General features: G+C 70.2%; 24 protein-coding genes and 1 other RNA gene. 13 read left to right on the forward strand and 12 right to left on the reverse strand.

Features of this window, described 5'->3' with window-relative positions; genetic code table 11:
* Positions 1-19: 19 nt before the first annotated feature.
* Positions 20-694, reverse strand: a complete 675-nt coding sequence (rpiA, locus tag BOX17_RS08095; RefSeq protein ID WP_071943434.1) for a ribose-5-phosphate isomerase RpiA — start codon at positions 692-694, stop codon at positions 20-22.
* A 153-nt stretch (positions 695-847) separates the two neighbouring features.
* Here rpiA and ilvA point away from each other — a divergent pair, with 153 nt between their 5' ends.
* Positions 848-2,362 carry a threonine ammonia-lyase, biosynthetic gene (gene ilvA, locus BOX17_RS08100; protein ID WP_071943436.1) on the forward strand — a complete coding sequence of 505 codons (1,515 nt, stop codon included), beginning with the start codon at positions 848-850 and terminating at the stop codon, positions 2,360-2,362.
* A gap of 407 nt (positions 2,363-2,769) precedes the next feature.
* Here the strand turns inward: ilvA and BOX17_RS08105 are convergent, their stop codons facing one another.
* From BOX17_RS08105 to BOX17_RS08115, 3 genes are all read right to left on the reverse strand, one after another.
* A complete protein-coding gene (locus tag BOX17_RS08105; RefSeq protein ID WP_071943438.1) occupies positions 2,770-3,402 on the reverse strand; it encodes a 5-formyltetrahydrofolate cyclo-ligase in 633 nt (210 codons plus the stop codon).
* Positions 3,403-3,411: 9 nt separating this feature from the next.
* Positions 3,412-3,596: non-coding RNA, 6S RNA (ssrS, locus tag BOX17_RS08110), on the reverse strand.
* Positions 3,597-3,637: 41 nt separating this feature from the next.
* Positions 3,638-3,949: a cell division protein ZapA gene (locus BOX17_RS08115; RefSeq protein WP_071943440.1), complete on the reverse strand. Its 312-nt coding sequence runs from the start codon at positions 3,947-3,949 to the stop codon at positions 3,638-3,640.
* A 162-nt stretch (positions 3,950-4,111) separates the two neighbouring features.
* Here BOX17_RS08115 and BOX17_RS08120 point away from each other — a divergent pair, with 162 nt between their 5' ends.
* From BOX17_RS08120 to BOX17_RS08135, 4 genes are all read left to right on the forward strand, one after another.
* On the forward strand, positions 4,112-4,690 hold the full coding sequence (locus tag BOX17_RS08120) for a UPF0149 family protein (protein ID WP_071943442.1): 579 nt from the start codon (positions 4,112-4,114) through the stop codon (positions 4,688-4,690).
* 34 nt (positions 4,691-4,724) lie between these two features.
* Positions 4,725-6,062 carry a Xaa-Pro aminopeptidase gene (gene pepP, locus BOX17_RS08125; RefSeq protein WP_071943444.1) on the forward strand — a complete coding sequence of 446 codons (1,338 nt, stop codon included), beginning with the start codon at positions 4,725-4,727 and terminating at the stop codon, positions 6,060-6,062.
* A 65-nt stretch (positions 6,063-6,127) separates the two neighbouring features.
* Complete coding sequence (gene ubiH, locus BOX17_RS08130) at positions 6,128-7,339, forward strand: 2-octaprenyl-6-methoxyphenyl hydroxylase (protein WP_071943446.1); 1,212 nt, start codon at positions 6,128-6,130, stop codon at positions 7,337-7,339.
* Between the two features lie 130 nt (positions 7,340-7,469).
* On the forward strand, positions 7,470-8,732 hold the full coding sequence (locus tag BOX17_RS08135; protein WP_071943448.1) for a UbiH/UbiF/VisC/COQ6 family ubiquinone biosynthesis hydroxylase: 1,263 nt from the start codon (positions 7,470-7,472) through the stop codon (positions 8,730-8,732).
* On the opposite strand, the gene BOX17_RS08140 is transcribed toward BOX17_RS08135, so the two are convergent.
* The 3 genes from BOX17_RS08140 to gpmI all read right to left on the reverse strand — a co-directional run bounded on the left by BOX17_RS08140 (position 8,710) and on the right by gpmI (position 12,872).
* Positions 8,710-10,017: a S41 family peptidase gene (locus tag BOX17_RS08140; protein ID WP_071943450.1), complete on the reverse strand. Its 1,308-nt coding sequence runs from the start codon at positions 10,015-10,017 to the stop codon at positions 8,710-8,712. The two genes, BOX17_RS08135 and BOX17_RS08140, sit on opposite strands and share 23 nt — an antisense overlap.
* Positions 10,018-10,088: 71 nt before the next feature.
* The gene (locus BOX17_RS08145; protein WP_083582114.1) at positions 10,089-11,282 is read right to left on the reverse strand and encodes a murein hydrolase activator EnvC family protein; all 1,194 of its coding nucleotides are present in this window, start codon (positions 11,280-11,282) and stop codon (positions 10,089-10,091) included.
* Between the two features lie 21 nt (positions 11,283-11,303).
* On the reverse strand, positions 11,304-12,872 hold the full coding sequence (gpmI, locus tag BOX17_RS08150) for a 2,3-bisphosphoglycerate-independent phosphoglycerate mutase (RefSeq protein ID WP_071946759.1): 1,569 nt from the start codon (positions 12,870-12,872) through the stop codon (positions 11,304-11,306).
* Between the two features lie 218 nt (positions 12,873-13,090).
* Between gpmI and BOX17_RS08155 the strand changes: the two genes are divergently transcribed.
* The 8 genes from BOX17_RS08155 to ruvX all read left to right on the forward strand — a co-directional run bounded on the left by BOX17_RS08155 (position 13,091) and on the right by ruvX (position 18,703).
* Positions 13,091-13,513: a rhodanese-like domain-containing protein gene (locus tag BOX17_RS08155; RefSeq protein ID WP_071943452.1), complete on the forward strand. Its 423-nt coding sequence runs from the start codon at positions 13,091-13,093 to the stop codon at positions 13,511-13,513.
* 58 nt (positions 13,514-13,571) lie between these two features.
* Positions 13,572-14,096, forward strand: coding sequence for a protein-export chaperone SecB (gene secB, locus BOX17_RS08160; protein WP_071943454.1), 525 nt, complete (start codon positions 13,572-13,574; stop codon positions 14,094-14,096).
* Positions 14,097-14,129: 33 nt separating this feature from the next.
* Complete coding sequence (locus BOX17_RS08165; RefSeq protein ID WP_071943456.1) at positions 14,130-14,855, forward strand: 16S rRNA (uracil(1498)-N(3))-methyltransferase; 726 nt, start codon at positions 14,130-14,132, stop codon at positions 14,853-14,855.
* 49 nt (positions 14,856-14,904) lie between these two features.
* Positions 14,905-15,639 (forward strand): CvfB family protein, encoded by a 735-nt coding sequence (locus BOX17_RS08170; RefSeq protein ID WP_071943458.1) that lies wholly within the window; start codon positions 14,905-14,907, stop codon positions 15,637-15,639.
* Positions 15,640-15,712: 73 nt separating this feature from the next.
* On the forward strand, positions 15,713-16,678 hold the full coding sequence (gene gshB / locus BOX17_RS08175) for a glutathione synthase (RefSeq protein WP_071943460.1): 966 nt from the start codon (positions 15,713-15,715) through the stop codon (positions 16,676-16,678).
* An 18-nt stretch (positions 16,679-16,696) separates the two neighbouring features.
* Complete coding sequence (locus tag BOX17_RS08180; RefSeq protein ID WP_071943462.1) at positions 16,697-17,620, forward strand: TonB family protein; 924 nt, start codon at positions 16,697-16,699, stop codon at positions 17,618-17,620.
* Between the two features lie 17 nt (positions 17,621-17,637).
* On the forward strand, positions 17,638-18,210 hold the full coding sequence (locus BOX17_RS08185) for a YqgE/AlgH family protein (RefSeq protein ID WP_071943464.1): 573 nt from the start codon (positions 17,638-17,640) through the stop codon (positions 18,208-18,210).
* A gap of 49 nt (positions 18,211-18,259) precedes the next feature.
* A complete protein-coding gene (ruvX, locus tag BOX17_RS08190) occupies positions 18,260-18,703 on the forward strand; it encodes a Holliday junction resolvase RuvX (RefSeq protein ID WP_071943466.1) in 444 nt (147 codons plus the stop codon).
* A gap of 90 nt (positions 18,704-18,793) precedes the next feature.
* Here ruvX and pyrB read toward each other — a convergent pair whose 3' ends face one another.
* From pyrB to serA, 5 genes are all read right to left on the reverse strand, one after another.
* The gene (pyrB, locus tag BOX17_RS08195; protein ID WP_086830719.1) at positions 18,794-19,822 is read right to left on the reverse strand and encodes an aspartate carbamoyltransferase; all 1,029 of its coding nucleotides are present in this window, start codon (positions 19,820-19,822) and stop codon (positions 18,794-18,796) included.
* An 85-nt stretch (positions 19,823-19,907) separates the two neighbouring features.
* Complete coding sequence (bhcR, locus tag BOX17_RS08200) at positions 19,908-20,735, reverse strand: HTH-type transcriptional regulator BhcR (protein WP_071943470.1); 828 nt, start codon at positions 20,733-20,735, stop codon at positions 19,908-19,910.
* Positions 20,736-20,840: 105 nt separating this feature from the next.
* Positions 20,841-21,626 (reverse strand): enoyl-CoA hydratase, encoded by a 786-nt coding sequence (locus BOX17_RS08205; protein WP_071943472.1) that lies wholly within the window; start codon positions 21,624-21,626, stop codon positions 20,841-20,843.
* A gap of 102 nt (positions 21,627-21,728) precedes the next feature.
* A complete protein-coding gene (locus BOX17_RS08210; protein ID WP_071943474.1) occupies positions 21,729-22,619 on the reverse strand; it encodes a DMT family transporter in 891 nt (296 codons plus the stop codon).
* A 130-nt stretch (positions 22,620-22,749) separates the two neighbouring features.
* Complete coding sequence (gene serA, locus BOX17_RS08215; protein ID WP_071946763.1) at positions 22,750-24,000, reverse strand: phosphoglycerate dehydrogenase; 1,251 nt, start codon at positions 23,998-24,000, stop codon at positions 22,750-22,752.
* Positions 24,001-24,215 lie beyond the last annotated feature (215 nt).

Here is a 24,215-nt window from a genome sequence, read left to right on the forward strand (position 1 = left end):
GCTTACTTCGCGGCGAGTGTCAGGCCGGCAGCAGCCGTTCCACGCCCCGGTCGGTGCCGAGCAGCAGCAGGTCCGCGCCCCGGGCGGCGAAGAGCCCGTTGGTGACCACGCCGACGATCGCATTGAGGCGCGCCTCCATGGCGACCGGGTCCTCGATCATGAACTCGAAGCAGTCCAGGATCTGGTTGCCGTTGTCGGTGACCACGCCCTGGCGATAGACCGGATCGGCCCCCAGCTTGACCAGTTCCCGGGCCACGTAGGAACGCGCCATGGGAATCACCTCGACCGGCAGCGGGAAGTCGCCCAGCGTGGCGACCTTCTTCGAGCCGTCGGCGATGCAGATGAAGCGTTCGGCGCAGGCCGCCACGATCTTCTCGCGGGTCAGGGCCGCGCCACCGCCCTTGATCATGTGCAGGTGCGCATTCACCTCGTCCGCGCCATCGACATAGACGGGCACCGTCCCCACCTCGTTGAGCTCGTAGAGATCGATGCCGTGGCCACGCAGGCGCTCGGCGCTGGCCTCGGAGCTGGCCACGGCACCGCGGAAGTCGCCGCGCAGCTCGGCCAGCCGGTCGATGAAACGGTCCGCGGTGGAGCCGGTGCCGACGCCGATGACGATATCGTTCCCGAGGTGCGGGCGGATCTCGTCGATGGCGGCGGCGGCCACGGCGTCCTTGAGTTCGTCCTGGGTCATGTCGTGCTCGCTGTCTGGTGGGTGGCGAATGCGGCGCCATTATAGGCCATGGCGCCGATGGATGCTGGACGCCACGGCCGCCGGAATGCTACCAATAAGGGTTCCTCGCGGCGCCGTTCACGGTGCCCCTCGCGTCACTTCTGGGATATCAGGATGCTCGAAGCTACCGTCAAGAAGATTCTCCAGGCCCGGGTCTACGAGGCCGCCCGGGAAACCCCCATCTCGCCGGCCCCCTTCCTTTCCCGTCGTTTCAACAACCAGATCCTGATCAAGCGCGAGGACCTGCAGCCGGTCTACTCCTTCAAGATACGTGGCGCCTACAACAAGATGGCCCAGCTCGACGATGAGCAGAAGGCCAAGGGCGTGATCGCCGCCTCCGCGGGCAACCATGCCCAGGGCCTGGCCATGGCGGCGAAGCTGATGGGTGTCAAGGCGGTGATCGTCATGCCGCGCATCACCCCGGAGATCAAGGTCCAGGCGGTGCGGGCCCGGGGCGCGAAGGTGGTGCTCAAGGGCGATGCCTTCGCCGAGGCGGCGGCGCATGCCCAGGAGCTGATCGCCGAGCACGGCTACACCTATATCCCGCCCTTCGACGACATCGACGTCATCGCGGGGCAAGGCACCATCGCCGTGGAGATCCTGCGCCAGCATGGGGGCGAGATCGACGCCATCTTCGTGCCGGTCGGCGGCGGCGGCCTCATCGCCGGCATGGCCGCCTACATCAAGTACCTGCGGCCCGAGATCAAGGTGATCGGCGTGGAATCCGAGGACAGCGCCTGCCTCAAGGCGGCGCTGGCGGCCGACGAGCGCGTGGTGCTGGACCAGGTCGGGGTGTTCGCCGAGGGCGTGGCCGTGGCGCAGATTGGCGAAATCCCCTTCTCGATCCTTCGCGACCTGATCGATGACGTCATCACCGTCAACACCGACGAGATGTGCGCCGCGGTGAAGGACATCTTCGAGGATACTCGGGCGGTCGCCGAGACCTCGGGGGCGCTGTCGCTGGCCGGCCTGAAGAAGTACATCCAGCAGACCGGTGCCGAGAACCAGACGCTGGTCTGCATCAACTCCGGGGCGAACACCAACTTCGATCGCCTGCAGCACATCGCCGAACGTACCGAGCTGGGCGAGCAGCGCGAGGCGATCCTCGCCGTGACGATCCCCGAGCGACCCGGCAGCTTCAAGAAGTTCTGTCGCACCATCGGCAAGCGCATGGTCACCGAGTTCAACTATCGCTACGCGGACCCCGAGAATGCCCACATCTTCGTCGGGGTCCAGGTGAAGCCCGGCGGCGAGGATCGCCAGGCGGTGATCGACCGACTGCGCGACGCCGGCTACCCGGTGGAGGACCTCACCGACAACGAGCTCGCCAAGCTGCACATCCGCCACCTGGGCGGTGGCCGGCCGCGGGAGCACTTCGACGAGGAGGTCTACCGCTTCGAGTTCCCGGAGCGCCCCGGCGCGCTGATGAACTTCCTCACCCACCTGCCCCATGACTGGAACATCTCGCTCTTCCACTATCGTAACCACGGGGCCGCCTATGGCCGGGTGCTGGTCGGCATGCAGGTGCCCAACGACGACCGCACCCACGTCGAGGAGTACTTCGACGCCATCGGCTATCGCTTCTGGAAGGAGAGCGACAATCCGGCGTATCGGCTCTTCATGGCCTGACGCCCGGCGAGCCCGGCGCATGCGAGTGAGCGCTGACTATCCGTGTAGCCGGGGTCGCCAGAGTGTTGAGAAATGTAACGCTCGAAGTATGCTGGTTGTCATACGCAGGCACGAGCCCTATAGTCATGGCATTGTCACGGACGCCGTGGCGACACCATAACAACGTCCTCGACGGACCCTCGAGGTCCTGTCATCAAGGGAGTCCACCACAATGAAGCGCAAGCCTGATCTGGTCATGGCCCTGGTGCTGGTCTTCTGCATCGGGGTCGTGGCGACCGGCTATGCCCAGGCGCTGGCGGGGGCTGAGGCCTCCCGATGACGGCGGGGGATCACCCTGCCGGTCGATGCCTGACGACGACGGCCGATGCTTCTGCATCGGCCGTCGTCGTATGCGGGCACCTAGGTGCTCAGGGACGAATCAGTCGAGCATCGCTGGCGATGACATCCAGGGGCACGTCCCAGGGGGCCGCCGGCAGCGCTGCGACCCGCTGACAGTCATGGGCCAGGCCGATCAGCCGGGGTCTCGGCCCGGGCCGTCGGGTGAAGGCCAGGGTGCGGTCGTAGAACCCGCCGCCCATGCCCATGCGCTGGCCGTGATCATCGAAGCCCACCAGGGGCAGCAGGATCAGGTCCAGGGCCCAGGCCGGCGTTCGCCGCGCACGGTGTGCCCCATGACGGGTCTCGGGTTCGGGGATGCCGAAACGGTTGGTCACCATGGGTGTGCCGGTGTGGTAGTGCACGAACCACAGCTGGTTGCGGGAGAGCGGCTTCAGGACCGGCAGGTGCACGCGGCTGCCGCGGTGCTCGAGCCACTGCATCAGGGGGGTGGGGTCGATCTCGCCGTCGTTGGGCAGGTAGAGGGCCACGCGACGGGCGCGCTGGAGCTCGGGAAGACGGCGAAGCCGTCGGCAGAGTCGCTCGGACGCCTGCTGGCGCTGTCGGGGCGTGAGCTCGCGTCGGCAGCGACGCAGTTCGCGTCTCAGCCGGCGACGGTCATCGTCGGTCGGGGGTGGTGCGGCGGTATCCTGCATGAGCGTCATGTCGGATGAGGGTTCCCCAGAGTGCCGCTGTCGTTCTGGCCCTTGAACCCAGTGGTTCAAGGTGGGTGGCCGCAGCCGAACCGTCAGGCTTTCCGACGCACGGACATGCACACGGGTTCGGCTAGCATTTGGCCCCCTGGGTACTGCGCATAGGCTCGAGGGACGATAACGACTGGCAAACACCCCAGGGAACCCCTACATCCTATCAGAGGCGCCGGCGGGGCCAAAGGGATGATTACCCGCCGGCGCCGCGCGTGGGGACGTCGTCCAGCGCCTTCTCGAGGCGGGCCGTGAGCGCGTTGAGGTTCGCCTCGCCGGCGCGCTGGTCATCGAGGGCCTCGAGCAGCTCATGGGCGATGTTGAGCGCGGCCATGATGGCGATCTTCTCGCGGTCGATCACCCGGCCCCGGGAGTGGATGCCCTGCATGGCGCGGTCCAGGTAGCGGGCGGCGCGCTCGAGCTTGTCCTGCTCCTCCGGGGGGCAGGCAATGGAGTAGCTGCGCTCCAGGAGGGTGATCTCGGTGGTCGGCCGTGTAGGCTCGGTCATGGCAGGCTCCGGCAAGGGCCAGTGGCAGGGGGGTGCACACCAGATGCGCGTCACGAGGGGCCGATGCGTTAACATCAAGGCCTCTAGATGAATGCCAGTCACTATAAGAGAGCCGTTTGCGGGCGGTCAACGCGCCCGGCGGCCCCACCAACGGATCTTGCCATGTCACTGATCAACGAGCGCCAGGACTTCTCGACCATCGCCGACACCTTCCTGCTCCACGGCAGCATGCAGTCGCCGGCCTTCCTCGACGGTCGTCTTTGCGCCTCCCTCGCCCTGCACGACATCACCGCCGAGGCCTGGCTGGAGGAGGTCTGCCTGAGCCTCGGGGTCGAACAGCCCCGCGACGAGTCCAGTGCCGAACGGCTGCTGGGCTGGCGGCGGCAGACCCTCGACGCCCTCTCGGCGGCTGAGCTCAACTTCGAGCCGCTGCTGCCCGACGAGCTGTTCTCCCTCGCCGAGCGGGCCCAGGGCCTGCAGGAGTGGACCCTGGGCTTCCTCGAGGTGGTGGCCGATGCCGGGGACGAGCCGCGTCGAGCCTGGTCGGCGGCCCTGCGCGAGGCCCTGGAGGACCTCGAGGGCCTGACCTCCATCGAGACCGACCTCGAGGACAGCCCCGAGAACGAGAACGACCTCTTCGCGCTCACCGAGCATGCCCGCATGGCCGCCATGCTGCTCTACACCGAGCAGCACCCCGGCAAGCCCCAGGTCGAGCAGGTCGACGAGCCGACGCACCACTGACCCGGTCCTCCCATCCCCCTACCCAGGAGCCGTGATGCACCCCGTGATCCTGCCCCGCCCCGCCCCGATCACCAATGACGAGTACCGCGCCCGCCGTCGGGCCCTGATGGCGCGACTGCCCGACGGCTGCGCCGTGCTGCTGCCGGGGGCTTCGCTGGTCACCCGCTCCCGGGACAGCGAGTTCCCCTTCCGACAGGACAGCGACTTCCACTACCTGACCGGCTATCCCGAACCGGATGCGCTGCTGCTGCTGCTGCCCGGCCGCGAGGACGGCGAGAGCGTGCTGTTCTGCCAGGATCGCGACCCGGAGCTGGAGGCCTGGACGGGCCTGCGCCTGGGCGCCGAGGGCGCCGTGCGCGAACACGGCATCGACCAGGCCTTCGAGAATGCCGAGCGCGACGCGCGGCTGGCCGAGCTGCTGGATGGCCGCGAGGTGCTCTACCTCCCCCTGGACGATGCCGGCGCCCTGGCGCTCGCCGAGGAGGTGCGCGGCGAGCTGGCCTCGCGTGCGCGCCGCGGCGCGGTGGCCCCGACGGGTTTCGCCGATGTCGCCGGGCTGATCCACGAGAAGCGCCTGGTCAAGAGCGAGGCGGAGCTTACGCTGATGCGCCATGCCGGGGCGATCTCCGCCCGGGCCCATGTGCGCGCCATGCGGGCCTCCCGCCCCGGCCTGGTGGAGCGTCAGCTCCAGGCCGAGCTCGAGCACGAGTTCCGCTGGCAGGGCGGCAGCGGCCCGGCCTATGCCAGCATCGTCGGTGGCGGCATCAATGCCTGTGTGCTGCACTACATCGAGAATCACGCCCCCCTTCGGGACGGGGAGCTGGTGCTGATCGATGCCGGCGCCGAGTTCGACCTCTATGCCGGCGACATCACGCGCACCTTCCCGGTGAACGGTCGCTTCACCGAGGCCCAGCGGGCCCTCTACGAGGTGGTGCTGGCCGCCCAGGAGCGGGCCGTCGAGTCGGTCCGCCCCGGCGTCACCCTGGCGGCGATCCACGAAGGCGTGGTGCATGACCTCACCGCCGGTCTCGTTGCCCTGGGGCTCCTGGAGGGCGACGTCCAGGCACGCATCGACGACGGCAGCTACAAGCGCTTCTACCTGCACTCGACCTCCCACTGGCTGGGCCTCGACGTGCACGACGTGGGGGGGTACCGCCGCGAGGGCGAGCCTCGCACCCTGGTGCCCGGCATGGTGCTCACCGTGGAGCCCGGGCTCTACGTGCCCGCCGACGACGATCTCCCCGAGGCCTTCCGGGGCATCGGCATCCGCATCGAGGACGACGTGGCCGTCACTCCCGAGGGACACGAGGTGCTGACCTCGGCCGTGCCCAAGCGGGTGGCCGATATCGAGGCCCTGATGGTCACCGGGTGACCAGGGCGAGGAAGGCGCCCGATGCCTTTATGTAATGTACGTTACGAAACTTCAGGACGGTGACCATGACCTCGACGCGGCAAGAGCGGGTGGATATCGCCATCATCGGCGGCGGCCTGGTGGGGGCCAGCCTGGGCTGCGCCCTGGCCTCCCAGGTCGAGCGGACGGGCCTCAAGGTCGCGGTGATCGAGGCGGCGCCGCTGGACCGGCAGCTGGCCGAGCCCTGGCAGCCCAGCTTCGATGCCCGGGCCAGCGCCATCGCCAGCGGGTCGGCGCGACACTTCGAGACCCTCGGCGTCTGGGACGCGATGGCCGAGATGGCGTCGCCGATCCGCACCATCCATGTCAGCGAGCGGGGTCGCCTGGGCGTGACCCGGATGCGCGCCGCGGAGCTCGGCGTCGAGGCGCTGGGCCACGTGATCCCGAATGCCTGGATGGGTCGGGTCCTGCACGGCCGCCTGGGCGAGCTGCCGCTCGCCTGGCACTGCCCGGCGACGGTGGAGGCGATCGAGCCCCGGGCCGAGGGGTACCGACTGGGGCTGTCCGACGGCAGCGCGCTCGAGGCCGGCCTGACGGTGCTGGCCGACGGCGGTCGTTCGGGGCTCAAGGAGCGCCTGGGGATCGAGAGCCGCGAGCGGCCCTACGACCAGGTGGCGCTGATCGCCAGCGTGGAGGTCAGCCGCCCCCACGGTGGGGTGGCCTATGAGCGCTTCACCCCCGAGGGCCCCATCGCCCTGTTGCCCCTCCCGGGCCAGGCCATGGAGCTGGTGTGGACCCATGAGCGCGGCCAGGAGGGTCGGCGCCTGTCGCTTTCCGATGGTGACTTCCTGGCCGAGCTTCAGCATGCCTTCGGCGACCGCGTCGGGCACTTTCGCCGGGTCGGCCGCCGACATGCCTACCCGCTCTCGCTGATCACGGCCCGGGAGACCGTGCGACCGGGCCTGGCCGTCCTCGGCAATGCGGCCCACTCGCTGCATCCCGTGGCCGGACAGGGGTTCAATCTGGCACTGCGCGGGGTCATGGACCTGGTGGCGGCCATCGAGGCCGGCAGTGAGCTGGGCGAGGCACCGGGGAGCCCCGCCGTGCTGCAGGACTTCGAGGGACGCCGCGACGGTGACCGTGATGACGTCATCCGCTTCAGCGACGGCCTGATCCGGCTTTTCGGCCTCGACCATCCGGTGCTCTCCCATGCCCGGGCGGCGGGTCTCGTCGGCCTGAACCTGGTGGGTCCGCTGCGCCGCACCCTGGCGCGTCGGGCCATGGGACTGGAAAGATAGTGGCAGGAACGATAGGGACGGGAATCCGGGAGCCTGACGGACAGGGCGGGAGTCACAAGGGGCGACGCGTGGGCATCCACAGGGTGAACGGACAGCATGGCCATCGGGGCCATCACGAGGAGCAGACGCTATGAGCGAAGAACAGGGACGCGTGCCGACGCCGTTCGAGGTGATCGTCGTCGGTGGCGGCATGGTGGGCAGCGCCCTGGCCTGCCTGCTGGGTCGGGCAGGGCTATCGGTGGCCCTGCTGGATGCCCGCAAGGCCCCGCTCGACGCCGACGCCGTGGGGCAGGGGCGGCCCTCGATGCGCGTCAGCGCCCTGACCCCGGTCTCCCGGCAGCTGCTGGAGGGGCTGGGCGCCTGGCAGGGGATGGCCGCCCGCCGGGTCAGCCCCTACCGCTTCATGCAGGTATGGGACGGCGAGGGCAGCGGGGAGGTGAACTTCTCGGCGGACCAGGCCGGGGTGCCGCTGCTGGGACATATCGTCGAGAACGACGTGACCCTGGCCGCCCTGGAGGCGAGCCTGGCCGACCTGCCGACGGTCACGGTCCGGCTCGGCGCCCGGGTGGCCGGCCTCGACGATGGGCGAACGGTCGTGCTGGAGAATGGCGACCGTCTCCAGGCCCCCCTGGTAGTGGCCGCCGACGGTGCCAGGTCGGCGCTGCGCGAGAAGGCCGGCATCGCGGTCAGCGAGCGCGACACGGGCCAGGTGGCGGTGGTCACCACGGTGCGGACGCGCCTCGGGCATGGCGGCGTGGCGCGCCAGGTCTTCCTGGCGACGGGGCCGCTGGCCTTCCTGCCGCTGAACATCGAGGGCGACGACGGCCATTGCTCCATCGTGTGGTCCACGACGCCGGCCGAGGCCGAGCGCCTGACGGCCCTGACCGCGGACGATCTCGGCCGGGCGCTGGGCGCGGCCATCGAGCATCGCCTGGGGGAGGTGACGGTGGTCGACCGGGCCCTGGCGGTGCCGCTGATCCAGCGTCACGCCGAGCACTACGTGCGGCCGGGCTTCGCCCTGGTGGGGGATGCGGCGCACAGCATCCACCCGCTGGCGGGCCAGGGGGTGAACCTGGGACTGATGGATGCCGCGGTGCTGGCCGAGGAGGTGGTCGAGGGGCGCCGCCGGGGGCTGTCGCCCGGCGACGAGCACGTGCTGGCGCGCTACGCCCGTCGTCGCCGCGGCGACAACGCGGCCATGCTGGCGCTGATGGACGGCTTCCGGTTGCTGTTCGGGGCACGCCATCCGGCCCTGACGCTGGCGCGCAACCTGGGACTCTCCGGGGTGGACCGGCTCGGGCCGGTCAAGCGGCTGCTGATGCAGCAGGCGACCGGCCATCGCGGCCGCCTGCCGGCCTCCTGTCGGCCGGTCAGCCGCCGCGACGCTGGCTGAGCACGTTGAGGGCCTTGAGCAGGTTGAGGGCCTCGCCCAGCTGGTAGTCCTCGCGCAGCCGCTGGCTCACCTCGCTGGTGGCGCGCTGGGCGTCCGGGGCGCGCAGGTGGCCGGCCAGGTCCGATTCCCGCACGTCCAGGTTGCTGCTCTCGGCCACCTCGAGGCGGCCGCGGATCACCTCCACGTCCGGGGCAATGCCCTGGGCCTGGATCGAGCGGCCATCGGGCGTGAAGTAGAGCGCCGTGGTCAGCTTGAGCCCCTCTCCGTTGCCCAGCGGCATGATCTGCTGCACCGAGCCCTTGCCGAAGCTCTGGGTGCCCATCACCACTCCGCGGCGCTGGTCCTGAAGGGCGCCGGCGACGATCTCCGCCGCCGAGGCGCTGCCGCCGTTGATCAGCACCACCAGGGGAACGTCGGGGGCCGCGGTCTCGCGACCGGCGGAGAAGCGCATCTCGCTGTCCGGCAGGCGGCCCTCGGTGTAGACGATCAGCCCGCTGTCGAGGAAGGCGTCGGCCACGTCCACCGAGGCCTGCAGCACCCCGCCTGGGTTGTTGCGCAGGTCGAGGACCAGGCCGTCGAGGGGTCCGTCGTCCTCCAGTTGTCGGATGGCGTCGACCACCTGCTGGCCGGTGCGGTTCTGGAACTGACTGACCCGCAGGTAGCCATAGCCGGGTTCCAGCAGTTCGCTCTTCACGCTCCGGGTGCGGATGACCTCACGGGTCAGGGTGACCTCCCTCGGGGCATTCTCGCCCTGGCGAAGGATGGTCAGGCGGATCTGGGTACCGGGTTCGCCCCGCATCAGGTTGACCGCCTCCTGCAGCGAGAGTCGGTCGGTGGGGGTGTCGTCGATGCGCAGGATCCGGTCGCGGGACTGCAGGCCGGCCCGGAAGGCCGGGGTGTCGTCGATGGGCGTGATCACCGTCAGCTGGCCGTCTTCCATGCCCACCTCGATGCCCACGCCGCCGAACTCGCCCTGGGTGGATTCGCGCAGGCTCTCGAACTCCTCGCTGTCCAGGTAGGTGGAGTGGGGATCGAGTTCGCTGAGCATCCCGCGCATGGCATTGCGCAGCAGTTCCTTGTCCTCGACCTCCTCCACGTAGGCGCGCTTGATGCGCTCGAACACCTCGGCGAAGGCCTGGATCTCGGCCACCGGCAGGGCATCGTCCTGGCTCGACGCGTCCTGGGCGGCGACGGGAAGGGGGGCGATGGCCAGCAGGGCGGTCGGCAGCAGCACCGACACCAGGCGGTGCATCACGGTGGGCCGTGCGGCGGGACGTAGGGGCATGCAGACTCTCGCGGTTCCGGTGAGGGCAGCCCAGCATAGCTCGCGGCCCGGCATCTATGGAATAGCCGGCCTCACGGCCGGCCGGCGATCCAGCTCCGCGGGTCGATGGGCTCGCCGTTCCGGCGCACCTCGAAGTAGAGGCCCGGCTGGCCCTGGCCGCCGCTGGCTCCCACCGCGCCCAGCGTCTCGCCGCGGGAGATCTCGGCTCCGACGCCGGTGGTGAAGCGCTGCAGGTGGGCATGTAGGGTCATCACCTGGTCGCCGTGGTCGACGATCAGCAGGTTGCCGAAGCCGCGCATCCAGTCGGCGAAGACCACCCGGCCCGGATGCACGGCCGTGACGGGGGTGCCCTCGGCGGCGCGGATCAGCAGGCCGTTGAGGTGGACGCCCTCGCCGTTGTGGAAGGAAGAGACGATGCGCCCCTGGACCGGCCAGGGCAGGTCCCCCCGGGTCTGCTCGATGGCGGTGGAGGGGGGCGGGCGCTCGAGGCGTGCCAGCCGTTCCTGCACCTCGCGCAGGGTCCGTTCGGCATGGGCGCGGTCCTGGGCGAGGGTCGCCAGCCGCGCCTCCTCGCTGGCGAAGCGCTCGTCCAGCTCGGCCACCAGCGAGGCGCGGCGTTGGATCTGGTCGGCCAGGTCGGCGCTGCGCTCGGCCAGCTCCTCCGCCACGGCCGCCAGTCGCTCGCCGCGCTGCTCCAGGGCCCGGCGCGTGTCCGCGAGCTCCGCATCCAGGCGCTTCAGGGCGTCGAGCCGCTCGTGGCGCGCGCGCGCCAGGCGGTTGAGGTAGTGCTGCAGGCGGTCGAGCCGGGACGGGTCGTCCTGGTTGAGCAGCAGCTTGAGCTGGGGGGTGAGGCCCAGGCGGTACAAGGCGTCGAGCTGGACCTTCAGCGCCTCGACCTGCTCGCGTCGCTCGTCGGCGAGCGCCTCGCGCCGCGCCTCGAGGTCCGCGATCTCGTCATTCAGGTCGCGGCGCTCGGCCTGGAGGGCGTCGAGGCGGCGGTGGGTCTCGGCCAGGGCGGTCTCCACCTCGCGCAGGGCGTCGCTGGCCTCGTCACGGGCCTCCCGGGTGGTGGAGAGTCGCCCGGAGGCGGCGCGGATCTCCTCGCCGAGGGCGTCGAGGCGCGCCTGGGCCTCCTGCTCGGACGGCGCGGCGGGAAGCGTCGAAATCATGCCCAGGGTCAGGCCCAGGATCAGGCACACGGCCAGGACGAGGCCCGGCACCCGGCCCGGCAGGCTGCTTGACGGGGTCGCGCCAGCGGTCGCCATTCCCTGGCTCCTCGGCCCGGCTCAGTCGAACTCGATCAGCACGCGGCCGGTCATCTCCTCGGGGATCGGCTGGTCCATCATCGTCAGCAGGGTCGGCGCGATGTCGCAGAGCCGGCCGTCGTCGAGCAGCCGAGCCGGGCGGGGGCCGACGTAGACCAGCGGCACCTCGAAGGTGGTGTGCGCGGTCTGGGGCGCCCCGGTCTCGGGGTGGATCATCTGCTCGGCGTTGCCGTGGTCGGCGGTCACCAGGCAGGCCCCCCCGGCGCGCTGGATCGCCTCCACCACCCGGCCGACGCAGGCGTCCACGGCCTCGATGGCCTTGACGGCGGCGTCGAAGTTGCCGGTGTGGCCGACCATGTCGCCGTTGGCATAGTTGCAGACGATCAGGTCGTAGTGGTGGGAATCGATGGCCTCCACCAGGCGGTCGGTGACCTCCACGGCGCTCATCTCGGGCTTCTCGTCGTAGGTCTTGACCTCCTGGGGGGAGGGCACCAGCACCCGGGTCTCGCCCCGGTACTCCGCCTCGCGGCCGCCGGAGAAGAAGAAGGTGACGTGGGCGTACTTCTCGGTCTCGGCGATGCGCAGCTGGGTGAGGTCGCGCTTCTCCATCACCTCGCCCAGGGTGTTGACGAGCTCCGCCGGGGGGAAGGCGGCCGGGGCCGGAATGTCCGCGGCGTACTGGGTCAGCATCACCAGGCCCTCGGCGGCGAGCGCCGGCCGGACGCGACGCTCGAAGCCCGCGAAGCCGTCCTCGACGAAGGCGCGGGTCAGCTCCCGGGCCCGGTCGGCGCGGAAGTTCATGAAGATGCCGGCATCGCCGTCGGCCATGGCCACCGGTGCGCCGTCGGGACGGATGCTGGTGGCGGTGACGAACTCGTCGGTCTCGCCGCGCGCGTAGGCCTGCTCGAGGCCCTGCTCGGCGCTTTGTGCCGTGAACTCGCCCTCGGCCTCGGTGATCAGGCGGTAGGCCTTCTCGACGCGGTCCCAGCGGTTGTCGCGGTCCATGGCGAAGTAGCGACCGATGATCGAGGCCACGAAGCCGTTCTCGGGGCCCACCAGCTCGGCGAGGCGGGCATTGGTGCGCTCAAGCGAGGCCATGGCGCTCTTCGGTGCCGTGTCGCGGCCGTCGAGGAAGGCGTGGACGAGGATCCGCCGGGCCCCGCGGCGGGCGGCCATCTCGGCCATGGCCAGGATGTGCTCCTCATGGCTGTGGACGCCGCCCGGCGAGAGCAGGCCGAGCAGGTGCACGGCCTGGCCCGCGGCCACGGCGGCATCGATCGGCGCGGTCAGGGCGTCGATGGTGTCCAGCTCGCCGTCCTCGACGGCCTTGGTGATGCGCGTGAAGTCCTGGTAGACGATGCGCCCGGCGCCGAGGTTCATGTGGCCGACCTCGGAGTTGCCCATCTGGCCATCCGGCAGGCCCACGAAGCGCCCGTCGGTATGGATCAGGGTGTGGGGCTGCTCCTGCCACAGGCGGTCCATCACCGGCGTGCGGGCGGCGAGGACGGCGTTGTCGTCGGGCGATTCGTTGTGGCCGTAGCCATCGAGGATGATAAGGGCTACCGGACGCGGGGTACGGGGTTCGGTCATGGGGAGGGCCTCGTTGTCGTGGTCGCTCCCGGCAGCCGCACGGGCCGTCACCAGGGTCGCGACTTGCATCTGCTTGCGGCATCATATCGCACGGCACCGCCGGACGTCATTTTGGCCGGCGTCCGGGCCGCGGCGCGACGCGGCTTCGTGTATACTGTCCGCCGCCGCGACTGGCCGGCCCCGTTCACCGAGCACCCGAAAAAGAGTTAGCCGAACCCATGATCGATCAGCTGTTCGAATTCGTGCAGAATCATCCCCTGCTGGTGGGGGCCTTCCTGGTGGTGTTGACCGCCTGGGTCGCCTACGAGGTCCGCAACAGCAGCACCGGAGGCGTGACCTCCGGCGAGGCCACTCAGCTGGTCAATCGCGAGGACGCCGTGGTGGTGGACCTGCGCGAGGCCAATGACTTCAAGGCGGGCCACATCGCCGGCGCGCGCAACATTCCCCAGAGCAAGCTCGACGAGCGCATGCGCGAACTCGAGAAGTTCAAGGGCAAGCCGATTATCGTGGCCTGCAAGCACGGCCAGAGTGCCGGCGTCGCCCAGGCCAAGCTCACCAAGGCGGGCTTCGAGCGCGTGCTCAAGCTCCGGGGCGGCATGGCCCAGTGGCAGGCGGATGGCCTGCCGGTCGTCAAGAAATAGGCAGCACGCACCAGCGACGCATCGCCGTCACGTATTCACCGGATAAAGGACCTTTCCCATGGCGGAAGAGAACAACCAGAACGCCGGCGCCAACGGCCAGGCGTCCGGCCAGCAGGACAAGCCGCAGCTGCAGTTCGCCCTGCAGCGCATCTACGTCAAGGACCTCTCCTTCGAGGCCCCCAACTCGCCGGCGATCTTCCAGCAGCCGTTCAAGCCCAAGGTGGGCCTGGACCTGAACACCACCCACCAGCAGGTCGGTGAAGGGCTCTACGAGGTGGTGATCAAGGTTACCGCCCAGGTCACCCACAGCGAGGAGGGCACCACCTCCTTCCTGGCCGAGGTCGAGCAGGCCGGCTTGTTCCGCATCGGCGGCATCGAGGGGCAGCAGCTCGACCATACCCTGGGCGCCTTCTGTCCCAACGTGCTGTTCCCCTATGCCCGCGAGTGCATCGACAACCTGGTCAACCGGGGCGGCTTCCCGCCGCTGATGTTGGCGCCGGTCAACTTCGAGGCGATCTACGCCCAGAAGAAGAAGCGCGAGGCCGAGCAGGCCCAGGCGTCGGGCGAGCAGGCCACCCAGTAAGCCGGGGGCCGTAACCATGAGCGATTGCCGCCCATGAAGGCGCCGCGCATCCACGTCGCCGCCGACTTCCACGTCGGCGGCGACGTCGTTCTGCCCGAGGGGCCGGCCCGCCATGTGGCGCGGGTGCTGCGGCTGGGCGAGGGGGCCGAGCTGCGCCTCTTCGACGGCGCCGGCCAGGAGGCCAGGGCGGTGATCGTCGAGGCCTCCCGCAAGCGGGTGGTGGCGCGCCTCGAGGCTTTAGAGCGCGGACGCGGCGAGTCGCCGCTGTCGGTGCACCTCGGCCAGGCGATCTCCAAGGGGGATCGCATGGACTACGCCATCCAGAAGGCGGTCGAGCTCGGAGTGGCCGCCATCACCCCCCTCTACACCGATCACGGCGACGTGCGCCTCAAGGGCGAGCGCGAGGCGAAGAAGCTGGCGCACTGGCAGGCCGTGGCCGCCAGCGCCTGCGAGCAGTGTGGCCGCGCGACCCTGCCGCCCGTCCACCCCCCGACCGGCCTGGCCGACTGGCTCGCCGGTCGCGACGAGGCGCTGCGCCTGGTGCTGCATCCCGGCACCGACGGCGCCCTGGCCGAGGCCGAGGCCCCCGCCACCGCCGCCCTGCTGATCGGCCCGGAGGGCGGGCTCGCCGAGGCTGAGGTCGAGGCCGCCCGTGGCGCCGGCTTCGCGCCTCTCGCCCTCGGGCCGCGCGTGCTGCGCACCGAGACCGCGCCGGTGGTGGCCCTGTCGCTGCTGCAGTACCGTTTCGGGGACCTCTGACCCCCGCGCGCCGTCACGGCCATCCTCCACCCACCACTGGATTCCCGCCATGTCCGATTCCCGCGACCGACGCCCGCCGCGCTCCCCCTCGTCGCGCCCTGCCGCGGCACGCCCCCCTCGCGCCCCTCGAGCCGCCGTCGGTGAGGTGGCCTACCTCGAGGTGGTGACCGTGAACGAGACGGGCGCCTTCCTCGACTGGGGGCATCCCCGCGACCTGCTGCTGCCCTACGGCGAGCAGCGCTTCCGCCCCAGCGTCGGCCGGCGGGTGCTGGTGATGATCTACGAGGACCAGCAGGGCCGGCCGGTGGCCTCTCAGCGCCTCGACCGCTTCCTGGCGGACGAGGCCGAGGGCCTGGCGGCGGGTGACGAGGTGGCACTGGTGATCGCCGAGGCGACCGACCTGGGGTACAAGGTGGCGGTGGACCAGCGGTTCTGGGGACTGCTCTACCGCGACGACGTGAACCGGCCGCTGCGCCGTGGCCAGCGGCTCACCGGCTACGTGAAGCGGCGCCGTGACGACGGTCGCCTGGACCTGTCACTGCTGCCGCCGGGCCCGGCGCGGATCGACGTGGTCGGGGAGCAGGTGCTCAAGGCCCTGCGTGAGAGCGGTGGCTACCTGCCGCTGGGCGACGCCTCCCCGGCGGGGGAGATCAAGGCGCGCCTGGGCGTGAGCAAGAACGCCTTCAAGCAGGCCATCGGGCGGCTCTACAAGCAGCGGCGGATCCTCCTGGAGCCCGGCGGGATTCGCCTGGCGCCGAGCGGCGAGGGAGAGGAGGACCCCTGAGCGCCTTGGTGTTGTCCCGGGCCCTGCGGCATACTGCGGGCATCCACTCCCTGAACCCTGGAAGCCCTGCCCGATGAGCGATCGCCCCTTGAAGGTCGGCGTGGTGATGGATCCCATCGCCGACCTCACCTACAAGAAGGACACCAGCCTGGCCATGCTGTGGGCCGCCCAGGATCGTGGCTGGTCGCTGCACTACCTGGAGCAGCAAGACCTCTTCCTGCGCGAGGGGCGCGCCTTCGGTCGGATGCGCCGCCTCGACGTGCATCGCGACCCCGGGCACTGGTTCGACCTGGGCGAGCCCGAGGCGGAGCCCCTGGCGACGCTCGACGTCATCCTGATGCGCAAGGATCCCCCGGTCGACGGCCACTTCCTCAATGCCGTCTACCTGCTGGGCTTCGCCGAGCGCGAGGGCGTGCTGGTGGTCAACCCCACCCAGGCGCTGCTGGAGTGCAACGAGAAGCTCTTCGCCCAGCAGTTCCCCCACTGCTGCACCCCCACCGTGGTCTCCTGCGACGAGCGCGTGCTGCGGGATTTCCATGCCGAGCACGGCGACGTGATCTTCAAGCCGCTGGACGGCATGGGCGGCAGCGGGATCTTCCACGTGCGCCCCGAGGGCCGCAACCTCGGGTCCATCATCGAGATGCTGAGCGATCGCGGGCAGCGCCAGATCATGGCCCAGCGCTACATCCCCGAGATCTCCGAGGGCGACACCCGGATCCTGCTGGTGGACGGCGAGCCGGTGCCCTACGGCCTCGCCCGGGTGCCCATGGCCGGTGAGACCCGCGGCAACCTGGCCGCCGGCGGCACGGGGGTCAGCCGCGAGCTCACCGCCCGCGACCACTGGCTGATCGAGCAGGTACAGCCGGTGATCCGCGAGAAGGGGCTGATGTTCGTCGGCCTCGACGTGATCGGTGACTACATCACCGAGATCAACGTGACCAGCCCCACCTGCGTGCGCGAGATCGATGACCAGCGCGGCACCGACATCGCCGGCCTGCTGATGGATGCCATCGAGCGTCGGCTCGGCGAGCAGGGCTGACCCGGGAGGCCGGTGGCCATGTCCAGCACCCTGAGCGATCCGATCCAGTACGCCCCGGTCAGCGGGGCCCACCGGCACTGGCTCGCCTGGACGCTGGCGCTGCTGCTGCATCTGGTGGTGATCGGGGTGGTGGCGAGCCGCCAGTTCGCCCCGGCTCCCGTCGAGCAGACCAGCGTCGATGTGGTGCTGGTGAGCCGCCCGGCCGAGGCGCCCGTGGACGCCGAGGCCATCGCCGAGGCCGACCAGCGCGCCGCCGGCACCCCCCAGGAGCAGGCGCCGGCCGAGGCCCGGGCCGCCCCGATGGAGGAACTGCCCGAGCTGCAGGCCGCCGAGCCCGAGGTGGATCCGGCCACGCCGGCCGAGCCGCAGAGTGCCGCTCGCCCCGACCCCGACCTCCCCACCGAGGCGCCCGAGCCCCCGGCCGCCGAGCTCCCCCGCGAGGCCGAGGCGACGCCCGAGCCGCGCGAGAGCGCCCCCCAGCCGGCCGAGACCTCGGCGCCGCCCACCGCCACGGCCCCCTCGGCCTCGGGGCGCGACCTGCTCGCCCAGGCCACCTCCAGCATCCGCGACCAGGGGCTCTCGCCCGACTTCGCCGGCGACCAGCCGGGCGAGGGGCGTCCTGCCGCGCAGCAGGCCGCCGAGGCCCGCTACATCGACGACTGGACCCGTCGCGTCGAGGACTACGGCAATCGCGTGCACCCGGCCCCCCGTGAGCTGGAGGGGCAGCTGCGCATCCGCGTGGTCGTCGGCCGCGACGGTCAGGTTCGCCAGGCAGAGGTGATACAATCCTCGGGACATGCCGAACTCGACCAGGCGGCTCTGGACACGGTGCACGGTGCCGCCCCCTACCGGCCCTTCGACCGGGGCATGGGCAACCTGGACAGCCTGTCCATCACGCGGGTCTGGCGGTTCGGCCAAGGCAATCATTACGGCGTGCAATAGGTCCGCCGGGGAGTCCCATGCAATCCGTGCAACACTTCGGCTTGAAAAACCACTTCCTGCTGGCGATGCCGCATCTGGAAGACCCCAATTTCGCCGGCAGCATCAGCTACCTCTGTGACCATGACGAGAACGGCACCATGGGCGTGATCGTCAACCGGCCCCTGGAACTGACCCTGGACGCCCTGTTCGAGCAGCTGGAGCTGGGAGGCGACGAGAGCCCCCATCGCCAGGCGCCGGTCTACTATGGCGGCCCGACCCACAAGGATCGCGGCTTCATCCTGCACCGCGGGTCCAGCGAGCCCTGGGACTCCAGCATCCAGGTCGCCGAGGACATCGCCCTGACCACCTCCATGGACATCCTCCAGGCGCTGGCGGACGGCACGGGCCCCGAGCAGTTCCTGGTCTGCCTGGGCTGCGCCGGCTGGGAGGCCGGCCAGCTGGAGGACGAGCTCAAGGAGAACGCCTGGCTCACCGTGGAGGGCCGCGCCGAGATCCTCTTCTCGGTGCCGCCGGAGCAGCGCCTCGGCGCCGCCGCGGGCATCCTGGGCGTCGACCTGAACCTGATGACCCGCGAGGCGGGGCACTCCTGATGCCGGGGCGTGGCTGATCGAGGAGCGTGTTGATGGAGGGGACGCACTGATGGCCGATGCCGGCTCACGGCTGATCCTGGCCTTCGACTTCGGCACCCGGCGCATCGGCGTGGCGGTCGGCAACGAGCTGATCGGCAGTGCCCGGGAGCTCGCGCCGCTGCCGGCCCGGGACGGCATCCCCGACTGGGCGCAGGTGGCCCGGCTGGTGGACGAATGGCGCCCGGATCTGTTCGTGGTGGGGCTGCCGCTCAATATGGACGACAGCGAGTCGGTCATGAGCACCCGGGCGCGCAAGTTCGGCAAGCGGCTCTATGGCCGCTTCGGCATTCCCTGCGAGATGGTCGACGAGCGCGGCTCCACCCGCGAGGCCAAGGCGATCGCCCGGGAGGGCGGCCACCGCGGCAACTACCGCCAGGAGAGCGTCGACGGCATCGCCGCGGTGCTGATCCTGGAGGGCTGGTTCGCCCGGGACGAGGGGCTGCCGCCGCGCTGAGCTCCTTCCCCACCGTCCTGAATCGCGACGCCCGGGCCATGGCCCGGGCGGCAGTCGTTGTGAGCAGGGGAAAGGGCGGCGAGCGTCCGCCTAGAAGCGGGTATCGTCCACGCCCACGGTGGGGGGCACGTACCAGGGCACGTCGCGCAGGTCCTGCTCGACCCGGTCCTCGACCTTCAGCAGGGTGGCGAAGATCGCCATGCGCACCGGGATGCCGTTGTCGGTCTGGCGGAAGATCGCCAGGCGCGGGTCGCCGTTCAGGTCCACGTCGAGGTCGTTGGCCTCGGGTCGGCTGTCCCGGGGCAGCGGGTGCATGACGATGGTGGAGGCGTTGCAGCGGCTGTCCAGGAAGGCCCGGTCCACGGTGAAGTCCCGCGAGAGGTTGAAGCCCTCGCTCATCTCGGCGGTGAAGCGCTCCTTCTGGATGCGGGTGGTGTAGACCACGTCCACGTCGGAGAAGTCCCCGGCCAGGCTCTCGCGGACCTCCACGGTCAGCCCCTGGCGGCTGACGCGCTCGATCAGGTGGTGCGGCATCTCGAGGCCGGGCGGGGCCACCAGGGTGATGCGCATCGGTGCATAGCGCGCCAGCAGCTTGATCAGCGAGTGCACGGTGCGGCCGTACTTCAGGTCGCCGGTCATCAGCACGTGGGCGTCCCTGAGCGTCTTGCCCTGCTGGGTGAACTCCTTGTCGATGGTGTAGAAGTCCAGCAGCGCCTGGCTGGGGTGCTCGCCCGGGCCGTCGCCGGCGTTGATCACCGGCACGTGGGTGGCGGCGGCGAACTCCGCCACCGAGCCCTGGTCCGGGTGGCGCATCACGATGGCGTCGCAGTACCCGCTCATCACCCGGCTGGTGTCGTAGAGCGACTCGCCCTTGGCCATGGACGAGAAGGTGAAGCCGGTGGTGTCGCACACGCTGCCGCCGAGCCGGGAGAAGGCGGCATGGAAGCTGACCCGGGTGCGGGTGCTGGCCTCGAAGAAGAGGTTGCCGAGCACGGCGCCCTCCAGCACCCGGGTGATCTTGCGCCGCTGGGCGATGGGTTCCATGCGGGTGGCGACGCGCATCAGGTGATCGATGTCGTCACGGGACAGGGAGTCGATGGAGAGCAGGTGGGACATCACGGCGGCCTCGGCTGTGGGAACGGGCGCTAGTGTAACGCCCCGGGGAAAGGGCTTCAGCCATCTCGCGACACGGGGCCCCGATCGCCTACCCGGCCTCCGGCACCCGCCCGCCCAGGCGGGCGGTGATCTCGGCGGCGGTCTCGCGCACCAGCTGGCCGAGCTCGAGCAGCCGTTCCTCGGGAATCCGCGCCACCGGCCCGGAGACGGAGATGGCGGCCAGCGGGATGCCGTGCTGGTCGTGGATGCAGGCGGCCACGCAGTGCAGGCCGATGGCGTGCTCCTCGCGGTCGCAGGCGAAGCCCTGGCGGCGGATCTCGGCCAGCCCCTCGCGCAACGAATCGGGCGTGTGCAGGGTGTTCTCGGTGACCCGCGCCAGGCCCCGCTCGTCGAGGATGCGCTCGAGCTCGTCCTCGGGCAGCCAGGCCATCAGGGCCTTGCCCACGCCGGAGGCGTGCAGCGGTGCCCGGGAGCCGAGCCGGGTGATCATGCGCATCATCTGCGGCGACTCGCTCTGGGCCAGGAACACCGCCGTGCCGTCGTCGCGCACGCCGAGATTGGCCGTCTCGCCGGTCTGGGCGGTGAGGTGGCGCAGGAAGGGGCGACTGGTGCCGACGAAGTCGCGGGCCTCGAGGAAGCTGTTGCCGATGCGGAAGGTCTTGACGTCGATCTTCCACACGCCGAGCTCGCTGTCCTGGGTGACGAACCCCTGGCTCTGCAGGGCCTGCAGCAGCCGGTGGGTGGTGGAGGGGGCGAGGTCCGCCTGCTCGGCCACCTCGGACAGGGCCAGGCCGCCGGGACTGGCCGCCAGGCGCTCGAGCAGGTTGAGCCCGCGCACCAGCGACTGGCTATGGCCGCTGGTGCTCTTGCCCGACCCGGCGGGCCGTCCCGCTGTCCTGCGCTTGCCTTCGTTCACCCGGATTGCCTCCTGACGCCTGTTCTCAGGGGCACAGGATACCGTGTCGGCCGGGCGCTGTCGCGGTTTCGGAAATGGCTTCCATCCGGCGACGCCGCCGTGAACTCAGCGGTGCCGCCACTCGGGCGAACGCTTCTCGATGAAGGCATCGATCCCCTCGCAGGCATCCTCGGCCATCATGTTGCAGGCCATGACCTCCGCGGCGTAGGCGTACGCCTCGTCCAGTGGCAGGGCGAGCTGACGGTGGAACATCGTCTTGCCGGTGCGCACCGCTACCGCGCTCTTGGCGCAGATGCTGGCCGTGAGCGCATCCAGCGCCTCGTCGAGAGCCTCGTCGTCGGCGACACGGTTGACCAGCCCCCAGTCGCGGGCCTGGTCGGCGTCGATGAACTCCCCGGTGAAGAGCATCTCCATGGCCCGCTTGCGGCCGACGTTGCGGGAGAGGGCCACCGCCGGGGTGGAGCAGAACAGCCCGGCATTGATCCCCGAGACGGCGAAGCGGGCCGAGCGGGCCGCCACCGCCAGGTCACAGGTCGCCACCAGCTGGCAGCCCGCTGCGGTGGCCAGCCCCTGGACCCGGGCGATCACCGGCACGGGCAGGGCGACGATAGCCTGCATCACCGCCGAGCAGCGTGCGAAGAGCCGCCGGTAGTAGGCCTCATCGGGGGTGGCCCGCATCTGCTTGAGGTCGTGGCCGGCGCAGAAGGCGCGGCCCTCGGCGGCGATCACCACGCAGCGCACCTGCTCGTCACCGGCCAGTCCGTCGAGGGCCGCGCCCAGGGCCTCGAGCATCTCCTCGGAGAGGGCATTGAACTGCCTCGGGCGGTTCAGCGTCAGGGTGGTGACGCCGTCGAGGTCGTGGCGCCGTACCAGGGGGGTGTCATCCGGCATGTCGGGGGCTCCGGGATAGGGGACAGCCCCCAGCCTAGCGCCAGGCGCACCGCTTTCGTCAGGCCTTCGACCAAAGACGGTCCCCCGATGAGCCACGGCCGATCAGTCCGGCGACCCGGCCATGCGGCGGGTCAGGCGGTCGCCGAACAGGTAGGCGCCGAGGGCCACCAGGATCAGCGCCGCGCCGGCCAGCATCGAGGCCGAGGGCTGCTCCTGGTTGAGGGTCATGCCCAGGCCCAGGGCCAGCACGGGCGTGATCAGGGTGACCAGCGCCACGGTGGCGGCATGCAGCCGCGAGAGGATCAGGTAGTAGCAGAGAAAGCCCACCAGCGAGCCGAACACGGCCAGGTAGAGCACCGCCCAGCGCCCCCGCTCGCTGAGCGGGATGGACAGGGGCTCGCCGCTGGCCAGCCAGAGGGCCAGGAAGCACGGCAGGCTCATGGCCAGGGCCCCGACGGTCTGCTCCAGGGGACCGAGGCCCGCCGCCACGCGCTGCACGGCGATGCCGCTGCCGCTGAAGAGCGTCACCGCCACCAGCATCATCACAAGCGCCCCTTGCTGGCCACCGCCCAGGGTCAGGCTGTCGGCGAACACCACGCCGAGCCCCGCCAGGCCCAGGCCACAGCCAACCCAGTGCCAGCGGCGCAGCCGGATGGCCCCGGGCAGCGCCTGGAGGATCAGTCCCGAGATCAGCGGGGCCATGCCGAACATCACCGACAGCATCCCCGAGGGCAGGTGCCGGGAGGCGTGGTAGCTCAGCGCCATGGCGCCGAAGACGCCGGGCACGGCCGCGGCATAGCTCAGCCAGGCCCGGCGATCCAGGCGTGGGCGATGGCGGCTCACCAGCAGGATGAGCAGGCCGACGATCAGCGCGATCAGCATGCGCAGCATCACGCTGCCCACCGGGGCCCCCGCCTCGGCGCTCCACTTGATGGCCAGGGGGGTGGTGGCCCATACCAGCACCACGATCAGATAGGCCGGTCCGGTGGGCATGGGCGTATTCCTGAACAGGTGAATGACGGCAGGAGATCCTCCTGCGGCGTTCCATTATCGCGAAAAAAGCCGCCGCGTCGATGACGCGGCGGCAGGCGTTACGCTGGGTCTTCCCGGCGGCTGGGTCGGATCAGCCCTCGAAGCTGGACTCGGAGTAGAGCACCCGGACCCGCTTGGTGTGGGCCACCTGGCTGAGGGCCTTCAGGGCCCGGGCCCCGTAGTCCTTGTCGACGTCGATGACCACGTAGCCGATGCGCTCGTTGGTCTGCAGGTACTGGCCGAGGATGTTGATGCCGTTCTCGGAGAGCACCCGGTTGATCTCGGAGAGCACGCCGGGCACGTTCTCGTGGATGTGCAGCAGGCGATGCTTGCCCGGGTGGGCCGGCAGGGCGACCTCGGGGAAGTTGACCGAGCTGACGGTGGTGCCGTTGTCGGAGTAGGTCACCAGCTTCTCGGAGACCTCGATGCCGATGTTCTCCTGGGCCTCGAGGGTGGAGCCGCCGATATGCGGCGTCAGGATGACGTTGGCCAGGCCGCGCAGCGGGCTCTGGAACTCCTCGTCGTTGCCCTTGGGCTCCACCGGGAAGACATCGACGGCCGCGCCGGCGAGGCGGCCCGCCTTCAGGGCCTCGGCCAGGGCCTCGATCACCACCACGCTGCCGCGGGAGGCGTTGATCAGGATGCTGTCCGGCTTCATCAGGGCAATCTCCGCCTCGCCGATCATCCAGCGGGTGGAGGCGAGGTCCGGCACGTGCAGGCTGACCACGTCGGCGCGGGCCAGCAGCTCCTCGAGGCTGCCCACCTGGCGGGCGTTGCCCATGGCCAGCTTGGTCACCACGTCGTAGTAGATGACGTCGAAGCCCAGCGATTCGGAGAGTACCGAGAGCTGCGAGCCGATGCTGCCGTAGCCGATGATCCCCAGGGTCTTGCCGCGCGCCTCATGGGAATTCTTGGCCGACTTCAGCCAGCCGCCCTGGTGGGCACGGTGGCTCTTCTCGGGAATGCCGCGCAGCAGCATGATGGCCTCGGCCAGCACCAGCTCCGCCACCGAGCGGGTGTTGGAGAAGGGGGCATTGAACACCGGGATGCCGCGCACCAGGGCGGCGTCGAGATCGACCTGGTTGGTGCCGATGCAGAAGCAGCCCACCGCCACCAGCTTCTCGGCGGCCTCGAAGACGCGCTCGTTGAGCTGGGTCCGCGAGCGGATGCCGATGAAGTGGACATCGCGGATCTTCTCGATCAGCGATGCCTCGTCCAGCGAGGTCGGCAGGTGTTCGATGTTGGTGTAACCGGCATTGAGAAGATTGTCCACCGCGCTCTGGTGGACGCCCTCGAGCAGCAGGATCTTGATCTTGCTCTTGTCCAGGGACGTTTTGGCCATGGTCGATTCAACCCCTTCGTCGGCGCGCGCCGCATGCATGTGTCATGAAGATGCTGATGAGCCTGGGCCCGCCGGTGACGCGTTGCCCGGGGCAAGACAGGCTCGGAACAGGGCACATATTCTACCACAGCCGGCATGAGCCAGGATGAAAATGCTCTGTGCCACGGATGAGTGGCGTGCATGTCGTGCCGGTGGCCGGGGCAGACGCCCCGGGG

Origin of the sequence: Halomonas aestuarii, assembly GCF_001886615.1 — a bacterium.
In the GTDB taxonomy this organism is placed as follows: domain Bacteria; phylum Pseudomonadota; class Gammaproteobacteria; order Pseudomonadales; family Halomonadaceae; genus Halomonas; species Halomonas aestuarii.